This window comes from Bradyrhizobium sp. F1.4.3 (assembly GCF_040548375.1).
In the GTDB taxonomy this organism is placed as follows: Bacteria; Pseudomonadota; Alphaproteobacteria; order Rhizobiales; family Xanthobacteraceae; genus Bradyrhizobium.
This window is the reverse complement of record NZ_JBEPRN010000015.1, coordinates 119,542-140,221: the sequence shown is the minus strand read 5'-3', so window position 1 is coordinate 140,221 and position 20,680 is coordinate 119,542. Positions and strand designations below refer to the sequence as shown.

Below are 20,680 nucleotides of genomic sequence, written 5' to 3'. Positions count from 1 at the left end.
CGCGAGAGATGCCATCGGTCACCCTCGCGTGATGAGCATGCAACGCCTCGCGTGCGTGCTGTCGCATGAGGCAGCGGGCCTCGCCTCGCGAGCCCACTGCTCTCACGCGATATCAGTTAGCGGGCGCTGCCCGTCGTCACCGTCGCGGTCTTCAGCTTGCGCGGCGTCAGAACGCTCGCCTGGTGAACCGTGACGGTCGTGGCCGGCGTCGTCTGCTCCTGCTGCACATGTGCGGCACCGACTATGCGAACCTGCACGGGCGAGACCGGGAAGCCATTGGCTTCATAAGCCGGCAGTTCGGCGGCGAAGCTCGCCGTCGAGGCTGTCATGGCAAGGGCGGCGGCGATCGAGAATTTCAGTTTCTTCACTGTGATGCTCCTGAGTGAGGATTCGGAGCACATCTAAGGGTGATTTGCTGCATTGCGACATGCATTGTCGCATCGCAACATCGCACGGCGCGCATGGGCGCAATGGTTAACTTTCACAAAGACTTGCGCAGGGAGCCGCCGGGCAAGACACCCGGTCCCGACTCGGGCGGAATAAACCGCGAGGAGGCGGTAGTTGCCCCCTCTCTTGTGCCCCGGACGCAGCGCAGCGTCCCTTCGACAGTGCGCTGCAGAGCCGGGGCCCACGTTGCCGCGAGCAATCGCTGCGGCATGGGTCCCGGCTCTGCGCAGCAACGCCAAAGGAGCGTTGCAGCGCGTCCGGGACACGAGAGGGAATGACCTACTTCAACGCAGTCGCAAGCGATTGCAGTTTTGCGACGAGATTGGTGCCCAGCGCGTAAATCACTTCAATAATCGCGAGCGCGATGCCCGCTGCGATCAGGCCGTACTCGATCGCGGTGGCGCCGGATTCATCGGCGGCAAAATCAGCCAGCATGCATTTCAAATTCACACTCGTGTCCTTCCCAAGGTCTACCGGACGTTGCCGGCGCGCGAGCAATGCATCACTACAATCCAAGATTGAGTAAATCCGGATCATCCAATTTGATGACAATCGAAGGCTGTTTTTTGCCTGCTTTTCCGCCTGCCGGCCACTGGAACCACTGGGGAACCCGCGTTGCACCCGGGCAACACTCGTCTGAAAAGCCCTTTTTCGGGGATTTGCGCCATTGCACCGCCACATCGTCCTCCGAACAATCGATGTGCCGCGTGCTTGGCTGTGTGCTTGGCTGTGCAAACTGGTTCGGTCAGAACCTTTTGGAGGCAGGGATCATGAATGATCGGCGGTCTCTTATCGTAGCGGTCTCGTGCCCCTCGGCCGTGATGGTCGGCTGGCTGGCGCTCTCCCTCTCCGCCTATGCGCCGGCCCTGATCGAAAACAGCGGCGCCAATGCAGCCGCCGTCTCTCGCGCGAAAGATCTCACCCACCTGGAGCTCGCCGACATCCCGCGTGCAGCGACCATCGATGACGGCATCGCCCTGACCGCCGACATCGCGGCCGCGGCAGCTGCGACGCCGAGCCTGGCGACGGTTGAAGCGGCAACGCCCGAGACGCCCGCCCCCGCCATCAAGCTCGCCTCGGCCGATCCGACGGAGATGCTGCCAGCGGCCTCGCCCGCTCCTCAGATGTCGCCCGAACCCGCTCCCATCGCCAGCGAGGCTGCGCCCGCGCCGGAGCCCGCCATCAAACTCGCATCCGCCGATCCCGGCGACGTCGTCCCGTCCGAGACGCTCTCGCCTGCGGCGATCGCGAGCGGACCTGTTGCCGAGAGCAAGGCATCGCCGTCCGCCGACACCGTCGCCGTGCTCGACGAATGCTTCGTCATGGATGCCTGCATCGACCGCTATCTCTGGGCGCTCTATCAGCGCACGCCGAAGGAAGACTCGATCAAGGTCGAGGACCGGCACGCCGTCACCATCAAGCGCAAGGGCAAGATGGTCACGGTGATGCGCAGCTTCACAAAGCTCGTCGACGAGGACTTTGGCTGGAAGGATCCGAAGGCAGCCGAGCACGCCAAGATGCCGCTGATGGATTACGTCATCGGCGGCATGGACCGCAGCTTCAAGCAAAAACTGTTTCGCACGCTGCTGGCGGCGGAAGCCGCAGGCCTCTCGCCCGGCATCACCAGCGCGTTCCGCGACGACTATCGTCAGTCGATCGCCAGCGGGTTGAAGGCAGCATCCGACCGCTCCTATCACGGCGGCAGCACGCGTGGCGGCTACGGCCACGGGCTTGCGGCCGACATCGTCAGCACCAAGGGCGACAACCGCGCGCAGCGCTGGGTCTCGACGGAAGTGCTGTGGAAATGGGTCGATGCCAACGGCAAGGCGCTCGGCATCGGCCGGCCCTATCTCGGCCGCGATCCGCCGCATGTCGGCCCGATCGACGGCCAGGAGTACATCTCGAAGCGTGGCGTCGCGACCGACCGCAAGGTGGCCGCCAACAACATCAAGCCGAAGAAGGCGCGGGCTGTGGCCAGCGCAAAGCCGTCAAAGGCTCAAGTCGCGCGCGCGAAGAGCCCGGCAAAGCCGCAGAAGTCGGCGCAATCCGCCGCGAAGCGGGCGACTTAATTGAGAGCCTAAGTCCCAGACGCCGGCAACGGCACGAGGCGCATCTCGGCCGATCCTGCTTCCTGCGTGCGGACTAGCACGGCAAAGATGGTCTCGACCGCAAGCCGCACCCCCGCCTCGATCGCCATGCCCCTGGCGAGATACGCCGCGATCAGGCCGGTCAGGAGATCGCCGGTGCCATAGGGGCGGATCGGCAGGCGCGGCGTCGCAAAGCGCGACAATTGTCCGTCCGCGCACAAAATCGTCTCCACCTGCCCTTCCGGCGTATCGGTGAGCGTGCAGCCGGTGGCGACAATGTCGATCCGGCCCTTCCCTGAAATCGCAGCCGCTGCAGCACGCAAGCCGTCTGCATCCGCGATCGTGACACCGGAGAGCAGCTCGAGCTCGAACTGGTTCGGCGCGATCAGGCTTGCCGCCGGCAACAGCCGGTGCCGGACCACGTCCAAAATGCCGTCGGCCACATAGATGCGGCCGTCGTCGCCGATCACGGGATCGCAGAGATAGACGAGCTTCGAATTCCGCGAGAGCGCGCGCTCGACGAAATCGGCGACGACGGCGGCGTTGCCGGGCGAGCCCAGATAGCCGGTGACGAGCACGGCCGCCTCATCGACGAGGTCGCGCTCCTCGACGCCCTTGAGAAGATCGGCGACGAGCTCGGCCTCCAGCACGCGTCCGCGCAAGGTCGGATAGCGTGGATGGTTCGACAGCAGCGTCGTCGGCACCGCGGCGACGTTCACGCCCTCCGCCTGCATGGCATGGACGGCCGCGCTGTTGCCGACATGGCCGTGGACCACCTGGCTTTGAATGGAGATGACGAGCATGGAGAGGTCCGTAGGATCAATCGCGCTGCAAGGCAAGCGGAGCCCCGATCACGAAAAATCATACCCTAGTCCCGGTCGTAGCGCCCGCATTGTCCGCGCCAGCCGCCGGTGTCCCGTCTCCTCCGACTGCGCCAGTCGATCGGCAACCGCGACATGGTCCGCATCGCTCTTGTGCTGGTTGAGCTTGGCCTGCCCCTCGACCTGGTCGACCACGAGATCGATGACGCGGATCGCAGCCAACATGGTCTCGCGCTTGCCGGGCTCCATCTGCGCAAGATCCCAAGGTGCTTTCCGCAGCCGCGCCTCGGCCACCACAAGCAGCGCATCGCCATGGCCGCGGTTCTCGCCGTGTGCGCGCAGATACGCCACACCCGACAGGTGCACCGCCTCATAGAGCCAGGTCGAGACGTTGTCCCGCGAGGCATACCAGTCGTTGGAGATATAGGCATCGTCGCCGGTGACGATCAGCAGGAAGCGACGCGTGCCGTCCGCGAGCTCGACCAGCGGGTTCCTGGCCGTGAAATGGATTTGCACGATCGTGCTGCCATCGCGCTGATTCAGCACGAACGGCACGTGCGAGGCGCGTGGTCCCTGCACATCCTCCGCGACGATCACACCGAAGCCGCGTCGGCCCGCGAACTCCAGCGCGCGCTGTTCCTCGATGTGAAACTGGGGACGAAGGACATGCATGGCGTGGCGCTCGATCTCTCGGACGGAAGGAAAGGTAAGGCTAGCTATTTGTCGCGGGTTCGTCACGCCTGAGTGGTATGCCTCGGGGGCATGGCCAGCCCACTGAAAAGCCATGATCCGCCTGCTAAACATACCTACCGCGCGGTATCTTTTGCGCGCCAAACCCCGAGTCGACCATGACCACCGCCTTCAATGCCTATGCTGCGCTCGCCATCGCCATCGTCTTCGAGGTGACGGCGTCCGCCTTCCTGCAGCAGTCCGCGCAGTTCTCGCGGCCCTGGCCGACGCTGGCAATGGTGCTGTTCTATGTCGCCTCGTTCTACGCGCTGTCGGTCGCGATCCGGGTCATCCCCCTGAGCATCGCCTACGCGATCTGGGGCGGGGTCGGCATCATCCTGACCGCTACCGCCTCCTTCGTGTTGTTCCGCCAGATGCTGGACGCCGCCGCCTTCGTCGGCATCGCGCTGATCGTATCCGGGGTCGTGGTCATCAACCTGTTTTCGGAGACCACGGTGCACTGATGCCGGCAAGCGCCTACACCCGCGCCAAGCAGCCGGAGCAGGTGCGGCGCGCCCTGCTCGACTGCGCGGCGGCGATCGCCATGGACCACGGCGTGTCCGGCGTCACCGTACAGGCGGTGGCGGCGGCGGCCGGCGTCACCAAGGGCGGGCTATTTTATCATTTCGGCAGCAAGCAGGCCCTGATCGAGGGCCTGTTCGCCGATCTGCTCGCCCGCGTCGATGCCGAGATCGACGCCACCATCGAGGCCGATCCGAAGCCGCGCGGCAGTTTTACGCGCGCTTACGTGAACGCGGTGTTCACCGGCAAGGCCTTCGGCTTCGCCACGCCCTGGGCGGCACTGAGCATGGTCGTCGTCACCGATCCGTCGTTGCGCCGAGTCTGGAACGACTGGATGAAAGCGCGCCTGAGGCAGCATCGCGCAACCGACGGGGCGCCCGAACTTCACGTCGTTCGTCTCGCCGCCGACGGCGCTTGGCTGTCCTATGTCACGACAGGACAGATCCGGATGAGCGCAGACCTCCGCGCCGTGCACGCGCGGCTGATCGCACAGTCCCATCGGCGCGGCTAGCGGCCCGCTGGCTAGTGGCCTTGCACCGGCTTGGGCGGATGTGGCGAGAATCTGGACGATTTTCCGCCCGGCTTCGCCGCGGCACGTGGGGGCGGCCCGTCGACCGATTCCAGATAGGCGGCGAGCGCCTTGGCGGAGTCGGAACTGGCCGCGTAATGGTCGTTCAGGAACCAGGTGAGCGTGAGGCTGAAGCGCCCCTTCGCAAGCCCTCGCGGGCTGCGATGGCAGGTCGCGCAGCCGTCAGCAAAGAGCTTTTCGGCCGATTTGCCGGCGTCGAGATTTTGCGCAGACGCGACCGTCGCCGTCAGCGCGGCTGCGGCCACAAGCATTATCAGAGGCGCGATAACCTCACGCCCCCGCCGAAACAGCGATGTCAATGTCGTCCCCTAGCCCCGTCTTGCGATCACGCCGCCAGCAATTGATCGAACTCGGGCGGCGCGTAGGCCTTGCCGTCCTGATCGGTGATGACGACCCGCCACCCTTCGCTCGCCCAAACCTTCGCTTTTGCCACGATGAGCAACCGGCTCTCCCGGGCAAAACTGTACTTCGCATTGTCGCGTTCTGCGATCATTTTATAGGCCAATGCGCATCCCCTTGCGTTGCCCTGCACCCGTTCTCCTCGTCGCAGCGGGCTTTGGCGGCAATTCGCCGGGAGCGTGGCAATTTGGTGCCGTCCACGGCAGCATTGTGCGCCGACACCGGGTCCAGCCCAGCGGAGGAGGTTGATCATGCGCACCATTATGAACGCGATTCTGCTGGTCGGGGGCCTGTTCGCTGCCTCGGCTGCGGCCGCGCAGACCTATGATCCGCGCTATCCGGTCTGCATCGAGGTCTACACCATCGACGGCAGCACCATCGACTGCGCGTTTACATCGATAGTGCAGTGTGCCGCGACCGCCTCCGGGCAGGCCGCCCAATGCTACGCCAACCCCTATGTCATGCAGGGCCGCCAGCCGGCCCCGGGCCCATCGCCGCCGCGACGGAACCGATAGCGCCTGCGATCCGCTCAGTGGACGCGGATGATGTGTGGCCGGCCGAGATTGATCAACCCCTGGACCGCCGACAGACGGTCGTCCAGGGCGGCGATGGTGAGCAACAGATTGTTGCGGCGCTCGTCGAGCAGGCCCATCTCGGCGCCGGAGAGCTTTGTACTCGCCCGCTGCTTGTGGATGCCATCGAGGGATTTGCGCAACGCGGCGATCAGGCCGGTCAGTTGCTTGGCCTCTTTGGTCATCGACCGTTTCGCGACATTTTGTTGGCGGCGCGACTCCGCCTGGCTTTGTCTCATCGTCATCCTCCCGTGCCCCGCCTGCCCCGAGTGGATGCTTACAGCTTTTGGTAGAGATATTACGATCGATGAAATCTGCTCGCGAAAAACTGGCTCAAATTGTAGATGCATTGCGCCCGGTTCAGAAAAGCCCGGCACGAGGGCCGGGCTTCTCGAAACAGCTAGCTAGTGTTTCTGGTGGCCACCGGGACCGCCGGCGGGCGCGCCGCCGCCATGCGGAGCAGCATTGATGTGTGGTGCACCGCCACCTGCATGCGGCATGGCAGGCGCGGCGGCGCGCGGCGCCGGCATCTGCGCATGGGCATTCATCGGCGAACCATGGCTGACGTTCGGCTGTGCAACATGCGGCATCGACGGCCTGGCCGCAGGCGCTGCCGACACACGCGGCGCCTCGTGCGGACGCGCCATCGGTTGCACGCGCGCGGCGGTGGCGGTGTGGCTCCCGGCATGATCACGCATCATGCGCGCTTGGGCATCGCGGATATTGTGGTTCTGGACGTTGGTCCGCTCGTGCGCGAAACGCTCGCTTCGTCCAGCGTGGGTCCGATCGACCGCAGCCGCAGCGTCGTGCTTTGCGATAGCGGCGTCGTGCCGTACCGTCGCAGCATCGCGCCCGGAGACCGCAGCACTGCCCCTGGTGTTCGCACCGTTGCGCCCCAGTGCGATCGTAGCGTCGCGCGTCGCCGCGCGGCCGATCCGGGCGGCGCGCGGATCGAGGATCATCCGTGTCGCGAAACGTTCGTGCGAAGTCCAGTAGTTGTTCCAGTAGGCGTGGCGGCGATACCAGGGCCGCGCCTCGTAATAGTTCGACCAGTACGAACTCAGCACGAAGGGAACGACGGGCACGTCGATCTCGTCGACATAGTCGGGGAGATAGACGTAGTGATTGCGGTAGAGGTATTCGAGATATTGCGACGACACCCAACCGCGATCATCGGAGAAGCTCACGTCGCACCAGGCATTGCCGCGCAGGCAACCATGGATGTTGACACGAGCCCCCTCGGGAACGCGATCGACCAGGGGAAAACCCGAACCCGGACCGGCACGCAAGCCGGTCGAGGCGGTGACGATGCCCGGTGCGGCCAGCGCAGCCGACGGAGCAAGCAGCAATGCTGCAACCAAAATGCTTCTGAGTTTCATGGCGTGTTCCTCCTCTGTGGGTCGGAACGCGCAAGCGGAACGAAGCGTTCCGCGCGCCGTCGCCATATCCGTCGAAAAACTGAGGTACGCGGCATGCGCGCCGAGTTCGATATTCATCTGCCATTCATCGGCGAAGCGAGCAAGCGCGAGAGCGGCCCTCAACTCGCGTGCAACATGAACCCGTCGAAGTAGGACGCAAGCTCGGCGAAGCCGTCGAGCGGCAGCACTTGCGCGACATATTGGTCCGGTCGCACAACCACCATGCAGCCAGCCTTCCGATCGATGCCACGCATGGCGAAGATGTCGTGGCCGCTCTTGAGATCAGGACAGTACATCTTCTCGTAGTCGATCAGGCCATAGCGGCCCTTGCCCGGCAGAAGCAGCGGGGGCATCTCCTCGACCGCGAGCTCGCGATGATCCTGCTGAAACACCGCGCGCAGATCGATCACGCTGTCGACGTCGGCGCCCGCTGGTGTATACCGCCGGATCGGCGATTCCCTGGCTTCAGTGAGGAAGTTGCACAACGTACGAATGGCCGAGCCCGCTTCCGTGGGATCTTCCGCGCGCGAAAAGGCGTAGATGCGGAAACGGCCGTCTGCCTTTGCAGCGTGGCCGAGATGGACGGGCTTTGCGTCCGCAAGCCGGATCACCAGCGCGGAGTGAAAGCGCTTGCCGACGGCAAGACCTTGCGCGAGATGCCGATGGGACGCAGCGCCAGTCACGGTCGACGCGCGATAATGCGTCGCCGTGCCCGCCGTGTAACGGCCATGCCTGACGAAATAGTCCTGCGTCCTGGCCGCATCGGCGCCGCCGGCCTTGGCGGCAGAGGCCAATATCCCGGCCCATTCGCGATCGAAATCGATCAGCTCTTTCGCAACCGCCTGACGTTCGGCCGAATAGGAATGCAGCAAGCTCGGCGCACATTGCTTGCGGATGACGGCAGCAAGCTTCCAGCCGAGATTGAAAGCGTCCTGCATCGAGACGTTCATGCCCTGCCCCGCCTTTGGGCTGTGGGTGTGGCAGGCATCGCCGGCAATGAAGATGCGCGGCAGCCGCGTATCGATCTCGGCCTCGGGCACATCGTCGAACTTGTCGGTCAGGCGCTGGCCGATCTCGTAGACCGACCACCAGGCGATCTCCTTCACCTCGAGCGTATGCGGCCTCAGGATCCGCTGTGCCTTGGCGATCACGTCAGCGGCCGTGATGTTGCGGTTGGCAACGCGCTCGCCGGCATCGAGCTTGGCGAGCTCGACATAGAGGCGGACCATGTAGCCGCCTTCGCGGGGAATGATCAGCAGGCTGCCGTCCTTGGCCGACTGGATCAGGGTCTTGAAGCGGATGTCGGGAAAATCGGTCACCGCCAGCACGTCCATCACGCCCCAGGCGTGGTTGGCGGAATCGCCGTGGAGCTCGCGGCCGATCGATTTGCGCACCGTGCTGCGCGCGCCGTCGCAGCCGACGACATAGCGCGCCTTGATCGTTTCGACCTGGCCCTCGTTCGCAGCATCGACCCGTTCAAGGCGGATGGTCACCGCATGATCGGCAGAGCCCGCAGTTGGATCGACCTGGAGGTCGAGCAGACGCCGGCCGTAATAAGGTTCGAGCTTTGCTGGAGACTTGCGCATCACATCGAGAAACCCGTCATGGATGCGCGCCTGGTTGAGGATGACGTGCGGGAATTCCGATAGACCGTCCTCGACGTCCTGCACCCAGCCGCTGCGAACGATCTTCTCCGGCGCGCCGGCATCCGGCTTCCAAAACGTCGTCTCATTGACCCAATAGGCTTCCTTCAGCACGCGCTCGCTAAAACCATAAGCGTGGAACATCTCCATGGTACGGCATGCAACACCATCCGCCTGGCCGACGGTGAGCCGCCCCGGCTTCTGCTCGACGATGCAGGTCTTGATGTCACCGAATTGCGCTAGCTGGGCGGCAAGCGTCAGGCCCGCGGGGCCGCAGCCGACGATGAGGACGTCGACCTCGTCAGGCACCGCACCCATTGCGCCGGACGGCTGAATGCGCTCGGCGGAATCCGCGATCTCAGGGTCACCCGGCTGAAATCCATTCAGGTGGAATTGCATGAGCACCTCTCCCGGCGAAGTTTATTTGGATATTGCTCAGTATGCTGACTATCAGTATACTTGTCAACGATCCCGTACCCTTCCCGCTCGCTGAGGAGAATTTGGTGAAAGACAACAACGACATGCCCGGCCACTTGGCGCGCCGGTTCCAGCAGATCGCGGTGGCGGTGTTCCTGGCCGAGGTCGGAGACGCCGGCTTCGATCTCACGCCAGTGCAGTACGCAGCGCTCGCTAGCATCCAGGCCAATCCGGGGCTTGACCAGGTGACGTTGGCCGGACTGATCGCCTATGACCGCACCACCATCACCGGCGTCATCGACCGCCTCGTGCAGAAGGGGCTTGCGGAGCGCCGCGCCTCCAGCCGCGATCGCCGCGCCCGCGAACTCGAGATCACCGACGAAGGCCGGCGCACGCTGCGCAAGATCACGCCGGCCGTCGAATCCGCCCAGCGCATCATGCTGCGCGGGCTCAGCGCCAAGGAAGGCGAGGAGCTGATGCGGCTGATGCACAAGGCCATCGCCGCCGGCAATGAGCTCAGCCGCGCCCCGCTGCGTGAAGCGCAGGCATAACCCCGTACTTCTATCCGTAATTGTCGCAGGAGCGCGAAACCTGGAACTAACCTTCGGTTGCTACCGTCCGGCCTATTCGGCGCTTAACGCGCGATTAACTTTGCCGTTCGGGAGTTTTGAATGTTCAGGTTCGTCATTGTTGCCGCAGCGGTCGCGCTCTCGGCCGGTCATGCGCATGCGAACGGACATGGTGGCGGCGATGCTCCCCCACCGCCGAAGCCCGACGCAACGACCTCGCCGGCGCGCTCCGTTCTGACCAAGCAGGGTCCCAAGCTCGTCGATCTCAAAGGCATGACGCTCTATTTCTACGAGCGTGACACCAGTGGAAAAACATCGAGCTGTGACGGCAAATGCGCCGAGGCCTGGATTCCGCTGGCCGCTCCCGTGGATGCCAAGGCAATCGGCGATTTCACGCCGATCACCCGCAACGACGGCAGCAAGATGTGGGCGTTCCGCTATCGCCCGCTCTACACGTCAGTCGCCGACAAGTCGCCGGGCGATACCAACGGCAACGCCACGACGTTGCAGTGGCGCGTCGCCCGACCTGAAGACTAAGGCGAGAACGGCGCACGTCCGTCAGTGCCTGACGTGCCCACGAGCTTTGCGTGTGCCGTGGAATCGACCGAGGCATAATTGACCTCCGGATTCCAGTGCAGCGCCGTGTACACGATCATTCCCGCCAGGATCGACCCGTAGAAGCCGAGCGTCACCAACCGCCATTTCCGGGCAATCGGGCGGTCCGTCTCGTTCAATTGATAAAGAAATTTCTGCATGATGCCTCCAATGGCAACGAGCCATTGAGACATAGCGCAGCCTGAGAAAACCGCGTGTGAAGCAATTCACCCTTGGAGGGTCCAGGTCGCCGATGACCGCGGACGCAGCATTCAAGCTTCGGTGAACGCGCCAATATTTCGGGACGTTCTCCTACCCGCGCCAGCCTGTCCCCGTCTCGGCCCGCGCGCTCTGCCCGGGCGGCAGCACCACGACGGTCGAATTGAGCTTCACCCGATCGAACAGATCAATCACGTCCTCATTGCGCATCCGGATGCAGCCTGACGAGATCGCCTGCCCGATATATTCCGGCTGGTTGGTGCCGTGGATACGGTAGAGCGTGTCCTTGTTGCCGACATAGAGATAGATGCCGCGCGCGCCCAGCGGATTGGCGGGGCCACCGGCGACGCGAGCTGGATACGGTCCGAGCCGCGCCTGTATTTCTGCTGTCGGAACCCAGTCGGGCCACTCCGCCAGGCGGCCGACGCGGGCCACACCGGAGAACGCCATGGCTTCCTCGCCAACCGCGACGCCATAGCGGATCGCCTTGCCGTCCGGCAGCACGTAATAGAGATAGCGCGCATCGGTATCGACCAGGATCGTACCGGGTTGTTCCTTGCGCGGATAATCGACGACGTGGCGGAGATATTGCTCGGGCACGTTCGCCTGAGCGTAAGGCGTATGCGCCAGCAACTGCCGGTCGCGCGGCGTCATGCTCGCGTCGGTCGACGGCGAGAGCGTTGCCTGCATGCATCCGCCGAGCGGAAGCAAGGCAACAACGAAACAAGCAATAAATGATCTTGGCACCGCCGGGCCCCCCATAGCGGATAAGCAGCACCCCCAGCGGCATCAGATGCTGCCCTAATCGTGCTGAAAACAAGGCAGTGCGGAACACGTGGCCGTGTTCCCGAGACCGGGTTCCATCACCACAAACGGCGAAAGACTGTCGCATAGTCTCCATCCCCTCGCCTTGCTTTGGTCAAACCCGGCTGGACTCGTGCGTCATCGGGCTTGGGATGGGCTCACGCAATCGATCGGCTCGCGCCAATGCGGACGACCAAGGCTTCAAAGGAGCTGCGATGCTCGCGACGCTGAACAGCAGGCAAATCGTCGATGAGATCGTGAAGGACACGGTCAAGGACAACGATCCGCACGATGCGGTTCAGATTTCGCCCGAAATGGTGCTGGCCGCGCGCGCCAGCAGCGTTCTTCCGAGCCTGGCGTCGGAGATCGCGAGCCGTTCGGTGCCCAAGACCAGTCCGGAGCCCAAAATCAGTGGTGTTTCCGAGGCCCCCATGGCGATGCACACGGTCGACACGGCCGTGCGGGCGGCCGCCGGCGATCTTCACAGCCGGCAGAAGCGATCGTCTGCCGCCAAGTGGCTGCGCGGCGCGTTCGTCACGATGCTGTTTGCTGGGGGAAGTGCGGCAGCCACAGTCGCGTGGGAGAAACACGGCGACACAGCCAAGCAGATGTTCGCCCAATGGTCACCGGCGTTGACGTCGCTGATGCCTTTGACACTGATTCCTTCGACACTGATGCCTTCGACGTCGCAGACAACACCGGTCGCCGCCGCGCAAGCAGATGATACCCCCGATCAATCTGCAACGCCGCCCGCTACGCAGGATGCTGCACCCGCGCCCGCTGTGACACAACCCGCTGCAACGCAACCCGCTGCAACGCAACCCGATCCAACGCAACCCGATCCAACGCAATCGGTACAGGCGATGACGCGCGATCTCGCCGTGATGGCGCAGCAGATCGAGCAACTCAAAGCCAACATTGCCGAACTGAAGGCCGGACAGGAGCAGATATCGCACGAGATGGCAAAGCCGCCGGCACCTAAACCGGTGGCCGAGGTGAAACCGATCGATCCGCGCGCGCGCGTTTCCGCGCTCCCGCCACGGCAGCCGGTTCGCAAGCCGAAGCCTGTCGCGACGCAAGCCTATGTGCTCGCACCGCCTGCACCTCCGCCCCCGCAGGCTGTCGCCGTCCCGCCGCCTGTGGCCACGACGCAAGCCGTTGCTGATGACGATGGACCGGTCGTGCGTCCGCCAATGCCGGTGCACTAGACGAACATCACGCGGCAGCGACGCGTCGCAGACGCTGTGCAGGCTGTCCGAGTCGATGTGATGCGTTGAGTCCGGGCGACCACGGAGAGCGATGCTTTGGATGCCTTCCGCCAAGATTCGCCAAGAGAAAAGGCCGTCGGGATCTATGCCGCCGGCCTTCTCTTGCAACTGCCGGTTCCCGGAGCCCGGTTCTGTTGCAATTCCATGCCTAATGATCACGCTCACATATTTAATAAAATCTTAACGCACCCATCTGCTGCACACGATTTTTGCGTCATAAGCACAGAGTTTGCGCGACCGCTTCATTCAGTAATAATCGACTCAGTGGTACCATCCGACATGTGTTGAAGATTTCTGCTGAAGACTCGCGCTGAAGATTTGGGTCGTCACACCGGGGAATTCGGATGCCTTACTACTCTTTCGATCTTGTGGTTGGTGAAGAGTTCAAGAACCAGGGCGGAATCATCCTCGAAGACATCGAGGTCGCTTCCGATCGCGCTCACCAATTGGCCAACGAGCTGTCGCAGGTAAAGCCGGAGCTGCAGCAGAAGGGTTGCGCGGTGCGCGTCACCGATCGCGATCACAACGAGGTCTACAGGACGCCGCTCGATCCGGTGCCGGCCTGGCAACGCTGAGAGAGAGCGTTTTCGAGCGAAGTGGACACCGGTTCGCGTAAAGAAAACGCGTCGAAATAGGACTCTAGAGCCCCGTTCCGATTCCATCGGAATGGAAATGGCTCTAGTCGTCGAGCTCTGGCGCCTCGAACCAGTTCGTCAGCGACAATCCGCCGTCGACGACGAAGGCTGCGCCGGTGACATAACCGGAGAGCTTGTTCGAGAGCACCGCGAGCGCCATCGGTGCGAGGTCGTTGGCCGCGCCGAGACGCCCGAGCGGGATGTGTTGCGCTAGCGAAGCGTCCGCAACGAAGCCACCGGCCGCGATCGCGCCGGGCACCAGCGCGTTGACTCGGATGCCGTAGCGTCCCCAGCTCTTCGCAAGCTCCCTCACCAGCATCGCCATGCCCGCCTTCGCCGTCGAATAATGCGGCAGGTTGCGCGGCGTGCCTGCGTGCAGAGAGGTCAAAAACAGGAACGAGCCGGGCCGCTTCGCTGCGATCAGCCGCTTCGCGAGCTCGCGCGCCAGATGAAAGCCGGCATCGAGATTGACCGCATGCATCTCGCGCCAGGTCTTGCGGTCGACGGCGAAAGCATGATCGGCTTCGCGCCGCGGCGGAGACGCGCTGTGCACGAAATGCGTCACCTCGCCCAGCGCTTCATGCGCGGCGGCGAGCAGTGCATCGCAGGCTTCGATTTGGGCGAGATCGCCGACCCACGGCACCGCCAGTTCAGGCCTGCTGCTGGCGCCGATCGCAGCGCTCACGCGCTCCGCACTCACATCAGCGAAGACGGTCCGCACGCCCTCGCCGACCAGGGCCTGCGCGATCGCGCGGCCGATGCCATTGCCCGCGCCGGTGACAAGCGCCGTGTCGTTGGAGGGATCGAACGGCGTGCTGAACAAGCTCATCTCGCTCTCCGGGGGCAGCAATGACGGCCACGATAGCGCACTGCACCGACGAGCGACAATTGCATCCCGACACCATTGCGGAGGGGCGCTCCGGACGCTAGCCTCCCAAAAAAACGGAGGAGGCACCAAGGATGCGCTACGGTTTCCTGATGGCAGGGCTGTTGCTGATCGCCGCGCCAGCCCAAGCCGCCGATCATTCACGGTCGATCTATGTGACACTGGTCTTGCAGGCGTTCGCCGCCAAGGTCGAATGCCCGAACACGGACGTGGCCTATCAGGATCTGGTGCAGAAGGCGCAACAGATGCAGCTGCCCGACGGTACCACAGAGAAAGTGCGCAAGGCGATCGCCTTCATGCATACCGGCGGCAAAATGGGCGAGAAGCAGGACGACGACCTCATGGCCGAGGTCGCGGTGGCGACGCAAGCGACCGACCTGGACCAGCGCCGTCTCGGCATGCCAGGCTGGTGCGACATGCAGAAGACCAACCTCGCCGGCATGATCCGCAGCAAGGGCGGTTAGCCGGTTATTCGCGGCACTAATCACACCGTAACGGAACCCCCGCTCCGGCCAATAATCGTCACATTCCTCGCCAGCATACGGGCGTCTTCAAATCGGAGAACCCCATGCGGATAGGTCAAGTCGTTTTCGCCGGAGCGCTCGCGGCCAGCACGATGCTGGCTGGGCCGGCGTTAGCAAAGAATTCCGACGCCCAGAACGGCGGGGACAAGTCGACCGCGTCATCCTGTAGCGCCTATCAGCAGGCGCCGGACGGATCGTGGGAGCAGCTTCCCTGCAAGGAGACCGGCGACCGCGAACAGCCACAGACCCAGCACAAGCCGGCCGCGCCCGGCGCCGATCAGAGCGAGCGTTAATCCGCCCGATTGCTCAGGAGCCCGACGGTTCCGGCCGGGGTTGAGCGGGGTGCTGCGGTTCCGGACAAAGCCCTTTGTGGGCGAGGCGCTGGCGAGCCGCGTGCTGGACATGATCGAGGATGGAACCGGGCGAAGCTGACGACGGTCAGCTCTGATGCGGGCCACGCATGATCTTCATCGCGTCGGCGATGTGACGCCACTCCTTCGCCTCATCCGCCTCGCCGCGGCCGTCGCAGGCCTGCGCCTGTTCGGCGGCCTTCGCAATCGCAGCGAAACCGTGTCGTTCCAGCATCTGCCGCGCGACGGTGTGGACCTGGACCTCGGACATCATGGGCGCTCTCCCGTTTGACGAAGCCGCGGTGCATCGCTCCGGCTGTTCCGCGGGTCGTTAACAACGATTTCGCCGCAAGTCCCGTTCCGCCCGCTGCCGATCACATCGGCCGAGATCGGGCACAGACGACAAAGGCGGCCCGCTATGCCCAGCGGACCGCCTTCTCACCCACCCCAAGTGGGACGTCTTCGGCCGGGTCCCCTTACCCGACCGCCGCACGCTTGCGCTCAAAGTCGTTGGGCACCTCGATATCGACCTCAAGGGTCGATACCTCGTCGCCGCGCTCGAGCCGAACGATGACTTTTGTCGGATCCAGCGTGACGTGCCTGGACACGACGGCGAGAATTTCCTCACGCAGCACACCGAGCAGATCGGGCTGGCCGCGCAGTCCGCGTTCATGGGCAAGCAGGATCTGCAGCCGCTCGCGTGCGACCGGAGCAGACGCCTTTTTGCCGCGGAGAAGCCGGAGCAGACCCATGCTCATGCGGCCCTCCGTCGCAGCAGGCGGTCCATGAATCCCTTGCGCTCGGTCGGCACCTGCATCGGCACGGTGTCGCCGCACAGCCGCCGCGCCGCGTCGATATAGGCCCGCGCAGGCGCGCCGTCCGCGTTCGACAGCGTCACCGGTGTGCCAACATTGGAGGCCTTCAACACGTCCTGGCTCTCCGGAATGATGCCAAGCAAGGGCGTCGCGAGAATTTCGAGGATGTCGTCAATGGTTAGCATCTCGCCGCGCGCGGCGCGGGAGGGATCGTAGCGGGTGATGAGGATGTGCTTCTCGACGCGCTCGCCCTTCTCGGCCCGCACCGTCTTGGAATCGAGCATGCCGATGATGCGGTCGGAATCGCGCACCGAGGAGACTTCCGGATTGGTGACGATGACGGCCTCATCCGCGAAGCGCATCGCCATGGAGGCGCCGCGCTCGATGCCGGCGGGGCTGTCGCAGATCACCCAGTCGAAACGGCTGCGCAGGTCGGCGATGACCTTGCCGACGCCCTCCTCCGTCAGCGCGTCCTTGTCGCGGGTTTGGGAAGCCGGCAGCAGCCAGAGGTTTTCGAGCCGCTTGTCGCGGATCAGCGCCTGCGGCAGCTTCGCCACCCCCTGCACCACGTTGATGAGATCGAACACGACGCGGCGTTCGGCGCCCATGACGAGGTCGAGGTTGCGCAGGCCGACGTCGAAGTCGACGACAACGACCTTGTCGCCGCGCTGCGCCAGCGCGGCTCCCAATGCAGCGGTCGTCGTCGTCTTGCCGACGCCGCCCTTCCCTGATGTCACGACCAGTACCTTGGCCATCTCTAAAATCTCCTTCTGGTCAGTTCAGCGCTGTAATTCGCATGGTATTACCCTGCAGCCAGGCTTGGGCCGGCCGGCCGCGCAAGGCTTCGTCGATATCGTCCGCAGTCTGATAAAACCCATCAATTGCAAGCAGTTCGGCTTCGATCTTCTGACAGTAGATGCGTGCGCTCGCGTGACCGTTCACGCCGGCCATCGCGCGGCCGCGCAGCGCGCCGTAGATGTGGATGGAGCCGCCGGCGACGACCTCGGCCCCGGAGCCGACCGAACCGAGAATGGTGACGTCGCCTTCCGGGAAGATGATGGTCTGGCCAGACCGCACGGGGCTTTCGAGCAGCAGCGAGGTCGGCTGCTTGGTCTCAACCTTCTTCGGCGCACTCGGCTCCACGACGCAACTGCGACCGCCCGAGAGCAGCGGCGGCATCGACGGCATCAGCCGCGCCTCCTCCACGCCCTCGATTCCGAGCACGCGGATGTTGCGGTCCTGGAGGCTGATGAGCAGATGATTGATGCCGGACTGGCTGAGATCGACCGAGGACAGGTCGATCACCACGGGACGGCCGGCAAAGAAGCCCGGCGAGCGCGCGATGGTGGCGTCGATCTCCTGGAGCCAGTCCTGGATCGGAACCGTCGGCACGAACACGAAGGCCACATAGGAGCGCCCGCGCAGGCGCACCATTTGGCGTTGAGGTTTTGCTGCAGCCTCCATAGCGGCCGACTCGTTCCCTATTATTGAATGGTTAACGATGCGGCGGATATGGTTAACGGCCGGTTAATTTCTCAGTGAGGTTACGTGGGGTGGAGCGGGCAGCCCCCCTGCTGTCATCGCCCGCGAAGTGTTTAGCCCGGACAGATCACTGACAGGTGTTCGGAGACATAGCTGACACATCAAACTGGGCTGGATTGGTCGATTCGGGAGGCGGTCCATGCCCCGGTCAAGCCGGGGCATGACAGCGGCATGTGGAGCGAGCGCTTGCGCCTGCACGCCCCCTACTTCTTCACCTTGCTCGCATCCATCTTGATGGCGGGATCGAGCATCTTGGTCGTGAACGCCGTTGTCACGTCGAACGGCTTTTCCATACCGAGATAGGTCTGGACCAGCTCGTAGTCCTTCTTCATCCGCTCGCCGTCGATCCAGCCGAGCGCATTCGTCGTCGTGAACTCGTCCGTCATCAAATATTTGATGCGCTCCCACTGACGCTCCTGGTTCTCCTTGTCGAGACCGGAGACCTGATCGAGCAGCGCCTTCAGGCACGGCGTGACGTCGGCGACGCAGGCCGCAAAGGCCCTTTGCGTGACACGCACGAACTCCTCGACCAGCTTCGGATTCTTCTGGAGATAGGCGCCGTTGACGATCAGCGAATTGCCGTAGGGGTTGAGGCCGATGTCCTTCCAATTGACGTAGCCGAGGTCGGCGCCGAACTCGATCACCTTCAGATCATGCTCGTTGTAGAAGTCGCTGATGATGTCGACGGTGTGGCTCTTCAAGCCTGCGATCTTCGCGGTCGGCCCGATATTGACGAAGCTGACGGAGTCCGGTGCAAGGCCCGCGGCCTTGGCGAAGGCCGGCCACATCACGCGGGAGGCATCGCCGGGCGGATTGCCGATCTTGTGGCCGGCAAAATCCTTCACCCCATTCACGCCGTAGCTCTTCAGCCAGTAGAAGGTCTGGCCGGTGTTGGCGTAGACACTCATCACGGCAACTGTGTCGGCGCCCTTGCTCTTCGCCACCAGCATCGTGGCGAGATCGGCGACGCCGAACGGCGCGCCGCCGGACCCGACCTTGGCTGCGGAGACGCCAGAGCCCTTGCCGGTTTCAATCGTGAGGTCGATCCCGGCCTTCTCGTACCAGCCTTGCGCCTTGGCATAGTAATATGGCGAGTGGTCCGCGGTCGGCGTCCAGTTCAGGATGAGATTGACCGCCTCGCCGGCATTTGCCGGCGCCGCCGGAAGACCGAGCATCAGGGCCAAGACCAGAGCCGAGCCCGCCGCCTGCAAACGCTTCATCGCATCTCTCCTCATTGCCGCGACCCGGCTTGTCGCTCTCCCCGTGTGAGGATACCAATGCAACAAGCCCACCCTCAACTTGTCAACTGTTTGGTTGGAAATGCCCGCAAAACGATCTGGCGACACCGTGCCGCAGCGGCGCGACCCCGTCGCCACCCGCAAAAAGCTGCTCACCGCGGCGCGCCTGGAATTCGCCCGGCACGGCTTTGCAGGCGCCCGCGTCGACGAGATCGCGGAGCGCGCGGGCGTCAACAAGCAGCTCGTCTATCACTACTTTGGCGACAAGGATGCGCTCTACCTCGCCGTGCTCGAATGGGTCTATGAGGATATCCGCGAGCAGGAGCGCAGGCTCAATCTCGAAGGCCTGCCGCCGGTCAAGGCAATCCGCAAACTGATCGAGGCCTCGTTCGACCACCTTGCGGAAAACCCTGATTTCATCGTGCTTTTGAATGACGAGAACCGCGGGGGCGCCCGCCACGTCCGCGGCTCGACCCGGCTGGAAGCGATGCATTCGCCGCTGGTCAAAAGCGTCTCGCACATCCTCAACGAGGGAGTGCGCTCGGGCACGTTCCGCAAGGGGATCGACCCCGTCCAACTCTATATCTCCATTGCGGGCTTAAGCTATTTCTTCTTCTCCAACACGCCGACGCTGTCTGCGATCTTCGGCAAGGACCTGTCGAGCCGCACCGCGCGGCGCGCCCGCCGCAGGCACGTCGCCGACCTCGTACTCCAGTCGCTCCGGCCCTAATCAACCAACTGGTTGAAACTTGCCCCAAGGCCGGTTAGGCTAGTCGTCGTAGCAGCGAGGCCGCAACAACAGGGAGCAATCGGTGGCAGCAGACGGAGCAAGCCCGGCGCGCAGCTTTGCGATCATCCTGATCGTGCACCTCGCCGTGCTCGTGCTCTGGCAGGTGCTGGTCGACGCCTTCCACGTCCCGAAGTTCATCCTGCCCTCTCCACTCGCGACGGTGCAGACGCTGGGAACCGCAAGCTACGCCTGGGGCGCCAATACGCTGGTCACAGCCGTCGAGATCCTCGGCGGTTTTGCGCTTGGCGCGGTCGTCGGGGTGGCGTTCGCCGTGATCTTCAGCTGGGTACCGCTGGTCAGTCTCGTACTGCTGCCGCTGTTCGTGACGCTGAACATGATCCCGAAGGTTGCGCTCGGCCCGCTCCTGATCGTCTGGTTCTCCTACGGCATCGTGCCGAACATTCTGATCGCGTTCAGCATCTGCTTCTTTCCGATCCTGCTCACCACGGCGCGGGGCCTGCGCGAGGTCGAGCCGGACCTGCTCGACCTCGTCAAATCGCTGCGCGGCTCGCGCTGGACGCTGTTCCGCAAGATCCAGCTGCCGGGGTCGCTACCTTATATCTTCTCCGGCATGAAGGTCGGCGCCATCCTGGCGGTCGCCGGCGCCATCGTCGGCGAGTTCATCGCCTCCGAGCGCGGGCTCGGCTACCTCATGATCCAGGTGCAATCGTCGCTCGACACGCCCGCGATGGTGATGGCCGTCGTGCTGCTGACGCTGCTCGGCGTCGCCCTCTATGGCCTGGTCCTCGCCCTCGAACGGATGTTCGTGGTCGGCGACGCAAGACAGACCTGAAAACGGCAG

At 63.9% G+C, this 20,680-nt stretch carries 29 protein-coding genes; 12 read left to right on the top strand and 17 right to left on the bottom strand.

What is annotated here, in order from left to right:
- Nucleotides 1-116 precede the first annotated feature (116 nt).
- On the bottom strand, nt 117-368 hold the full coding sequence (locus tag ABIB73_RS29675) for a hypothetical protein (RefSeq protein WP_502918465.1): 252 nt from the start codon (nt 366-368) through the stop codon (nt 117-119).
- Nucleotides 369-726: 358 nt separating this feature from the next.
- Nucleotides 727-891, bottom strand: a complete 165-nt coding sequence (locus ABIB73_RS29670; RefSeq protein ID WP_354229857.1) for a Flp family type IVb pilin — start codon at nt 889-891, stop codon at nt 727-729.
- A gap of 326 nt (nt 892-1,217) precedes the next feature.
- On the opposite strand from ABIB73_RS29670, the gene ABIB73_RS29665 reads away from it, so the two are divergent.
- The gene (locus ABIB73_RS29665; protein ID WP_354229826.1) at nt 1,218-2,516 is read left to right on the top strand and encodes a M15 family metallopeptidase domain-containing protein; all 1,299 of its coding nucleotides are present in this window, start codon (nt 1,218-1,220) and stop codon (nt 2,514-2,516) included.
- An 8-nt stretch (nt 2,517-2,524) separates the two neighbouring features.
- Here the strand turns inward: ABIB73_RS29665 and pdxY are convergent, their stop codons facing one another.
- Nucleotides 2,525-3,337: a pyridoxal kinase gene (pdxY, locus tag ABIB73_RS29660; protein ID WP_354229824.1), complete on the bottom strand. Its 813-nt coding sequence runs from the start codon at nt 3,335-3,337 to the stop codon at nt 2,525-2,527.
- Nucleotides 3,338-3,385: 48 nt separating this feature from the next.
- Nucleotides 3,386-4,027 carry an FMN-binding negative transcriptional regulator gene (locus ABIB73_RS29655; protein WP_354229822.1) on the bottom strand — a complete coding sequence of 214 codons (642 nt, stop codon included), beginning with the start codon at nt 4,025-4,027 and terminating at the stop codon, nt 3,386-3,388.
- Between the two features lie 176 nt (nt 4,028-4,203).
- Between ABIB73_RS29655 and ABIB73_RS29650 the strand changes: the two genes are divergently transcribed.
- Together ABIB73_RS29650 and ABIB73_RS29645 are read left to right on the top strand one after the other, a co-directional pair.
- Nucleotides 4,204-4,548, top strand: coding sequence for a DMT family transporter (locus ABIB73_RS29650; protein WP_354229820.1), 345 nt, complete (start codon nt 4,204-4,206; stop codon nt 4,546-4,548).
- Nucleotides 4,548-5,117, top strand: a complete 570-nt coding sequence (locus ABIB73_RS29645) for a TetR/AcrR family transcriptional regulator (RefSeq protein WP_354229819.1) — start codon at nt 4,548-4,550, stop codon at nt 5,115-5,117. The genes ABIB73_RS29650 and ABIB73_RS29645 overlap by 1 nt, the downstream gene beginning before the upstream one ends.
- Nucleotides 5,118-5,128: 11 nt before the next feature.
- Here ABIB73_RS29645 and ABIB73_RS29640 read toward each other — a convergent pair whose 3' ends face one another.
- Nucleotides 5,129-5,446, bottom strand: coding sequence for a hypothetical protein (locus ABIB73_RS29640; protein WP_354229817.1), 318 nt, complete (start codon nt 5,444-5,446; stop codon nt 5,129-5,131).
- 74 nt (nt 5,447-5,520) lie between these two features.
- Entirely contained in the window at nt 5,521-5,727 is a 207-nt protein-coding gene (locus ABIB73_RS29635; protein ID WP_354229815.1) for a hypothetical protein, read from the bottom strand.
- A 118-nt stretch (nt 5,728-5,845) separates the two neighbouring features.
- On the opposite strand from ABIB73_RS29635, the gene ABIB73_RS29630 reads away from it, so the two are divergent.
- Complete coding sequence (locus ABIB73_RS29630; protein ID WP_354229813.1) at nt 5,846-6,109, top strand: DUF3551 domain-containing protein; 264 nt, start codon at nt 5,846-5,848, stop codon at nt 6,107-6,109.
- A gap of 14 nt (nt 6,110-6,123) precedes the next feature.
- Here the strand turns inward: ABIB73_RS29630 and ABIB73_RS29625 are convergent, their stop codons facing one another.
- The 3 genes from ABIB73_RS29625 to ABIB73_RS29615 all read right to left on the bottom strand — a co-directional run bounded on the left by ABIB73_RS29625 (nt 6,124) and on the right by ABIB73_RS29615 (nt 9,626).
- Nucleotides 6,124-6,351: a hypothetical protein gene (locus ABIB73_RS29625; RefSeq protein ID WP_354229812.1), complete on the bottom strand. Its 228-nt coding sequence runs from the start codon at nt 6,349-6,351 to the stop codon at nt 6,124-6,126.
- A 219-nt stretch (nt 6,352-6,570) separates the two neighbouring features.
- Nucleotides 6,571-7,545 carry an SH3 domain-containing protein gene (locus tag ABIB73_RS29620; RefSeq protein ID WP_354229810.1) on the bottom strand — a complete coding sequence of 325 codons (975 nt, stop codon included), beginning with the start codon at nt 7,543-7,545 and terminating at the stop codon, nt 6,571-6,573.
- Between the two features lie 158 nt (nt 7,546-7,703).
- Nucleotides 7,704-9,626, bottom strand: a complete 1,923-nt coding sequence (locus ABIB73_RS29615) for an FAD-binding monooxygenase (protein ID WP_354229808.1) — start codon at nt 9,624-9,626, stop codon at nt 7,704-7,706.
- 104 nt (nt 9,627-9,730) lie between these two features.
- Here ABIB73_RS29615 and ABIB73_RS29610 point away from each other — a divergent pair, with 104 nt between their 5' ends.
- Complete coding sequence (locus tag ABIB73_RS29610) at nt 9,731-10,195, top strand: MarR family winged helix-turn-helix transcriptional regulator (RefSeq protein ID WP_354229807.1); 465 nt, start codon at nt 9,731-9,733, stop codon at nt 10,193-10,195.
- 120 nt (nt 10,196-10,315) lie between these two features.
- Complete coding sequence (locus tag ABIB73_RS29605; protein WP_354229805.1) at nt 10,316-10,750, top strand: COG4315 family predicted lipoprotein; 435 nt, start codon at nt 10,316-10,318, stop codon at nt 10,748-10,750.
- Here ABIB73_RS29605 and ABIB73_RS29600 read toward each other — a convergent pair.
- Nucleotides 10,747-10,968, bottom strand: coding sequence for a hypothetical protein (locus tag ABIB73_RS29600; protein WP_354229803.1), 222 nt, complete (start codon nt 10,966-10,968; stop codon nt 10,747-10,749). The two genes, ABIB73_RS29605 and ABIB73_RS29600, sit on opposite strands and share 4 nt — an antisense overlap.
- A 151-nt stretch (nt 10,969-11,119) precedes the next feature.
- Nucleotides 11,120-11,716: a L,D-transpeptidase gene (locus tag ABIB73_RS29595; RefSeq protein ID WP_354229802.1), complete on the bottom strand. Its 597-nt coding sequence runs from the start codon at nt 11,714-11,716 to the stop codon at nt 11,120-11,122.
- Nucleotides 11,717-12,045: 329 nt separating this feature from the next.
- Between ABIB73_RS29595 and ABIB73_RS29590 the strand changes: the two genes are divergently transcribed.
- Nucleotides 12,046-13,038, top strand: coding sequence for a hypothetical protein (locus tag ABIB73_RS29590; protein ID WP_354229800.1), 993 nt, complete (start codon nt 12,046-12,048; stop codon nt 13,036-13,038).
- Nucleotides 13,039-13,442: 404 nt separating this feature from the next.
- Complete coding sequence (locus ABIB73_RS29585) at nt 13,443-13,673, top strand: DUF6894 family protein (RefSeq protein WP_354229798.1); 231 nt, start codon at nt 13,443-13,445, stop codon at nt 13,671-13,673.
- Nucleotides 13,674-13,776: 103 nt separating this feature from the next.
- Here the strand turns inward: ABIB73_RS29585 and ABIB73_RS29580 are convergent, their stop codons facing one another.
- Complete coding sequence (locus tag ABIB73_RS29580; protein ID WP_354229796.1) at nt 13,777-14,562, bottom strand: SDR family NAD(P)-dependent oxidoreductase; 786 nt, start codon at nt 14,560-14,562, stop codon at nt 13,777-13,779.
- Between the two features lie 131 nt (nt 14,563-14,693).
- Between ABIB73_RS29580 and ABIB73_RS29575 the strand changes: the two genes are divergently transcribed.
- Together ABIB73_RS29575 and ABIB73_RS29570 are read left to right on the top strand one after the other, a co-directional pair.
- Nucleotides 14,694-15,083 (top strand): hypothetical protein, encoded by a 390-nt coding sequence (locus ABIB73_RS29575; protein WP_354229795.1) that lies wholly within the window; start codon nt 14,694-14,696, stop codon nt 15,081-15,083.
- A gap of 104 nt (nt 15,084-15,187) precedes the next feature.
- Complete coding sequence (locus tag ABIB73_RS29570; protein WP_354229793.1) at nt 15,188-15,436, top strand: hypothetical protein; 249 nt, start codon at nt 15,188-15,190, stop codon at nt 15,434-15,436.
- Between the two features lie 145 nt (nt 15,437-15,581).
- On the opposite strand, the gene ABIB73_RS29565 is transcribed toward ABIB73_RS29570, so the two are convergent.
- The 5 genes from ABIB73_RS29565 to ABIB73_RS29545 all read right to left on the bottom strand — a co-directional run bounded on the left by ABIB73_RS29565 (nt 15,582) and on the right by ABIB73_RS29545 (nt 19,070).
- Nucleotides 15,582-15,767 carry a hypothetical protein gene (locus ABIB73_RS29565; RefSeq protein ID WP_354229791.1) on the bottom strand — a complete coding sequence of 62 codons (186 nt, stop codon included), beginning with the start codon at nt 15,765-15,767 and terminating at the stop codon, nt 15,582-15,584.
- Nucleotides 15,768-15,969: 202 nt separating this feature from the next.
- On the bottom strand, nt 15,970-16,251 hold the full coding sequence (minE, locus tag ABIB73_RS29560; protein ID WP_354229789.1) for a cell division topological specificity factor MinE: 282 nt from the start codon (nt 16,249-16,251) through the stop codon (nt 15,970-15,972).
- Nucleotides 16,248-17,063 (bottom strand): septum site-determining protein MinD, encoded by an 816-nt coding sequence (gene minD, locus ABIB73_RS29555; RefSeq protein WP_354229787.1) that lies wholly within the window; start codon nt 17,061-17,063, stop codon nt 16,248-16,250. The genes minE and minD overlap by 4 nt, the downstream gene beginning before the upstream one ends.
- A gap of 19 nt (nt 17,064-17,082) precedes the next feature.
- On the bottom strand, nt 17,083-17,772 hold the full coding sequence (minC, locus tag ABIB73_RS29550) for a septum site-determining protein MinC (protein ID WP_354229785.1): 690 nt from the start codon (nt 17,770-17,772) through the stop codon (nt 17,083-17,085).
- Between the two features lie 281 nt (nt 17,773-18,053).
- Nucleotides 18,054-19,070 (bottom strand): ABC transporter substrate-binding protein, encoded by a 1,017-nt coding sequence (locus tag ABIB73_RS29545; protein ID WP_354229784.1) that lies wholly within the window; start codon nt 19,068-19,070, stop codon nt 18,054-18,056.
- A gap of 100 nt (nt 19,071-19,170) precedes the next feature.
- On the opposite strand from ABIB73_RS29545, the gene ABIB73_RS29540 reads away from it, so the two are divergent.
- Both ABIB73_RS29540 and ABIB73_RS29535 read left to right on the top strand, forming a co-directional pair.
- Entirely contained in the window at nt 19,171-19,818 is a 648-nt protein-coding gene (locus ABIB73_RS29540) for a TetR family transcriptional regulator (RefSeq protein WP_354229781.1), read from the top strand.
- Nucleotides 19,819-19,900: 82 nt separating this feature from the next.
- Nucleotides 19,901-20,671, top strand: coding sequence for an ABC transporter permease (locus ABIB73_RS29535; protein ID WP_354229779.1), 771 nt, complete (start codon nt 19,901-19,903; stop codon nt 20,669-20,671).
- The last annotated feature ends 9 nt before the right edge of the window (nt 20,672-20,680 follow it).

Bases quoted from the DNA above. Each gene is read 5' to 3' on its own strand.
- ABIB73_RS29565 (WP_354229791.1), bottom strand. From the start codon at position 15,767: ATGATGTCCGAGGTCCAGGTCCACACCGTCGCGCGGCAGATGCTGGAA.
- minE (WP_354229789.1), bottom strand. From the start codon at position 16,251: ATGAGCATGGGTCTGCTCCGGCTTCTCCGCGGCAAAAAGGCGTCTGCT.
- ABIB73_RS29585 (WP_354229798.1), top strand. From the start codon at position 13,443: ATGCCTTACTACTCTTTCGATCTTGTGGTTGGTGAAGAGTTCAAGAAC.
- minD (WP_354229787.1), bottom strand. From the start codon at position 17,063: ATGGCCAAGGTACTGGTCGTGACATCAGGGAAGGGCGGCGTCGGCAAG.
- ABIB73_RS29595 (WP_354229802.1), bottom strand. From the start codon at position 11,716: ATGCAGGCAACGCTCTCGCCGTCGACCGACGCGAGCATGACGCCGCGC.
- ABIB73_RS29620 (WP_354229810.1), bottom strand. From the start codon at position 7,545: ATGAAACTCAGAAGCATTTTGGTTGCAGCATTGCTGCTTGCTCCGTCG.
- ABIB73_RS29625 (WP_354229812.1), bottom strand. From the start codon at position 6,351: ATGACCAAAGAGGCCAAGCAACTGACCGGCCTGATCGCCGCGTTGCGC.
- ABIB73_RS29640 (WP_354229817.1), bottom strand. From the start codon at position 5,446: ATGCTTGTGGCCGCAGCCGCGCTGACGGCGACGGTCGCGTCTGCGCAA.
- ABIB73_RS29590 (WP_354229800.1), top strand. From the start codon at position 12,046: ATGCTCGCGACGCTGAACAGCAGGCAAATCGTCGATGAGATCGTGAAG.
- ABIB73_RS29540 (WP_354229781.1), top strand. From the start codon at position 19,171: ATGCCCGCAAAACGATCTGGCGACACCGTGCCGCAGCGGCGCGACCCC.
- ABIB73_RS29545 (WP_354229784.1), bottom strand. From the start codon at position 19,070: ATGAAGCGTTTGCAGGCGGCGGGCTCGGCTCTGGTCTTGGCCCTGATG.
- ABIB73_RS29600 (WP_354229803.1), bottom strand. From the start codon at position 10,968: ATGCAGAAATTTCTTTATCAATTGAACGAGACGGACCGCCCGATTGCC.
- ABIB73_RS29575 (WP_354229795.1), top strand. From the start codon at position 14,694: ATGCGCTACGGTTTCCTGATGGCAGGGCTGTTGCTGATCGCCGCGCCA.
- ABIB73_RS29650 (WP_354229820.1), top strand. From the start codon at position 4,204: ATGACCACCGCCTTCAATGCCTATGCTGCGCTCGCCATCGCCATCGTC.
- ABIB73_RS29570 (WP_354229793.1), top strand. From the start codon at position 15,188: ATGCGGATAGGTCAAGTCGTTTTCGCCGGAGCGCTCGCGGCCAGCACG.
- ABIB73_RS29665 (WP_354229826.1), top strand. From the start codon at position 1,218: ATGAATGATCGGCGGTCTCTTATCGTAGCGGTCTCGTGCCCCTCGGCC.
- minC (WP_354229785.1), bottom strand. From the start codon at position 17,772: ATGGAGGCTGCAGCAAAACCTCAACGCCAAATGGTGCGCCTGCGCGGG.
- ABIB73_RS29615 (WP_354229808.1), bottom strand. From the start codon at position 9,626: ATGCAATTCCACCTGAATGGATTTCAGCCGGGTGACCCTGAGATCGCG.
- ABIB73_RS29630 (WP_354229813.1), top strand. From the start codon at position 5,846: ATGCGCACCATTATGAACGCGATTCTGCTGGTCGGGGGCCTGTTCGCT.
- pdxY (WP_354229824.1), bottom strand. From the start codon at position 3,337: ATGCTCGTCATCTCCATTCAAAGCCAGGTGGTCCACGGCCATGTCGGC.
- ABIB73_RS29645 (WP_354229819.1), top strand. From the start codon at position 4,548: ATGCCGGCAAGCGCCTACACCCGCGCCAAGCAGCCGGAGCAGGTGCGG.
- ABIB73_RS29655 (WP_354229822.1), bottom strand. From the start codon at position 4,027: ATGCATGTCCTTCGTCCCCAGTTTCACATCGAGGAACAGCGCGCGCTG.
- ABIB73_RS29580 (WP_354229796.1), bottom strand. From the start codon at position 14,562: ATGAGCTTGTTCAGCACGCCGTTCGATCCCTCCAACGACACGGCGCTT.
- ABIB73_RS29605 (WP_354229805.1), top strand. From the start codon at position 10,316: ATGTTCAGGTTCGTCATTGTTGCCGCAGCGGTCGCGCTCTCGGCCGGT.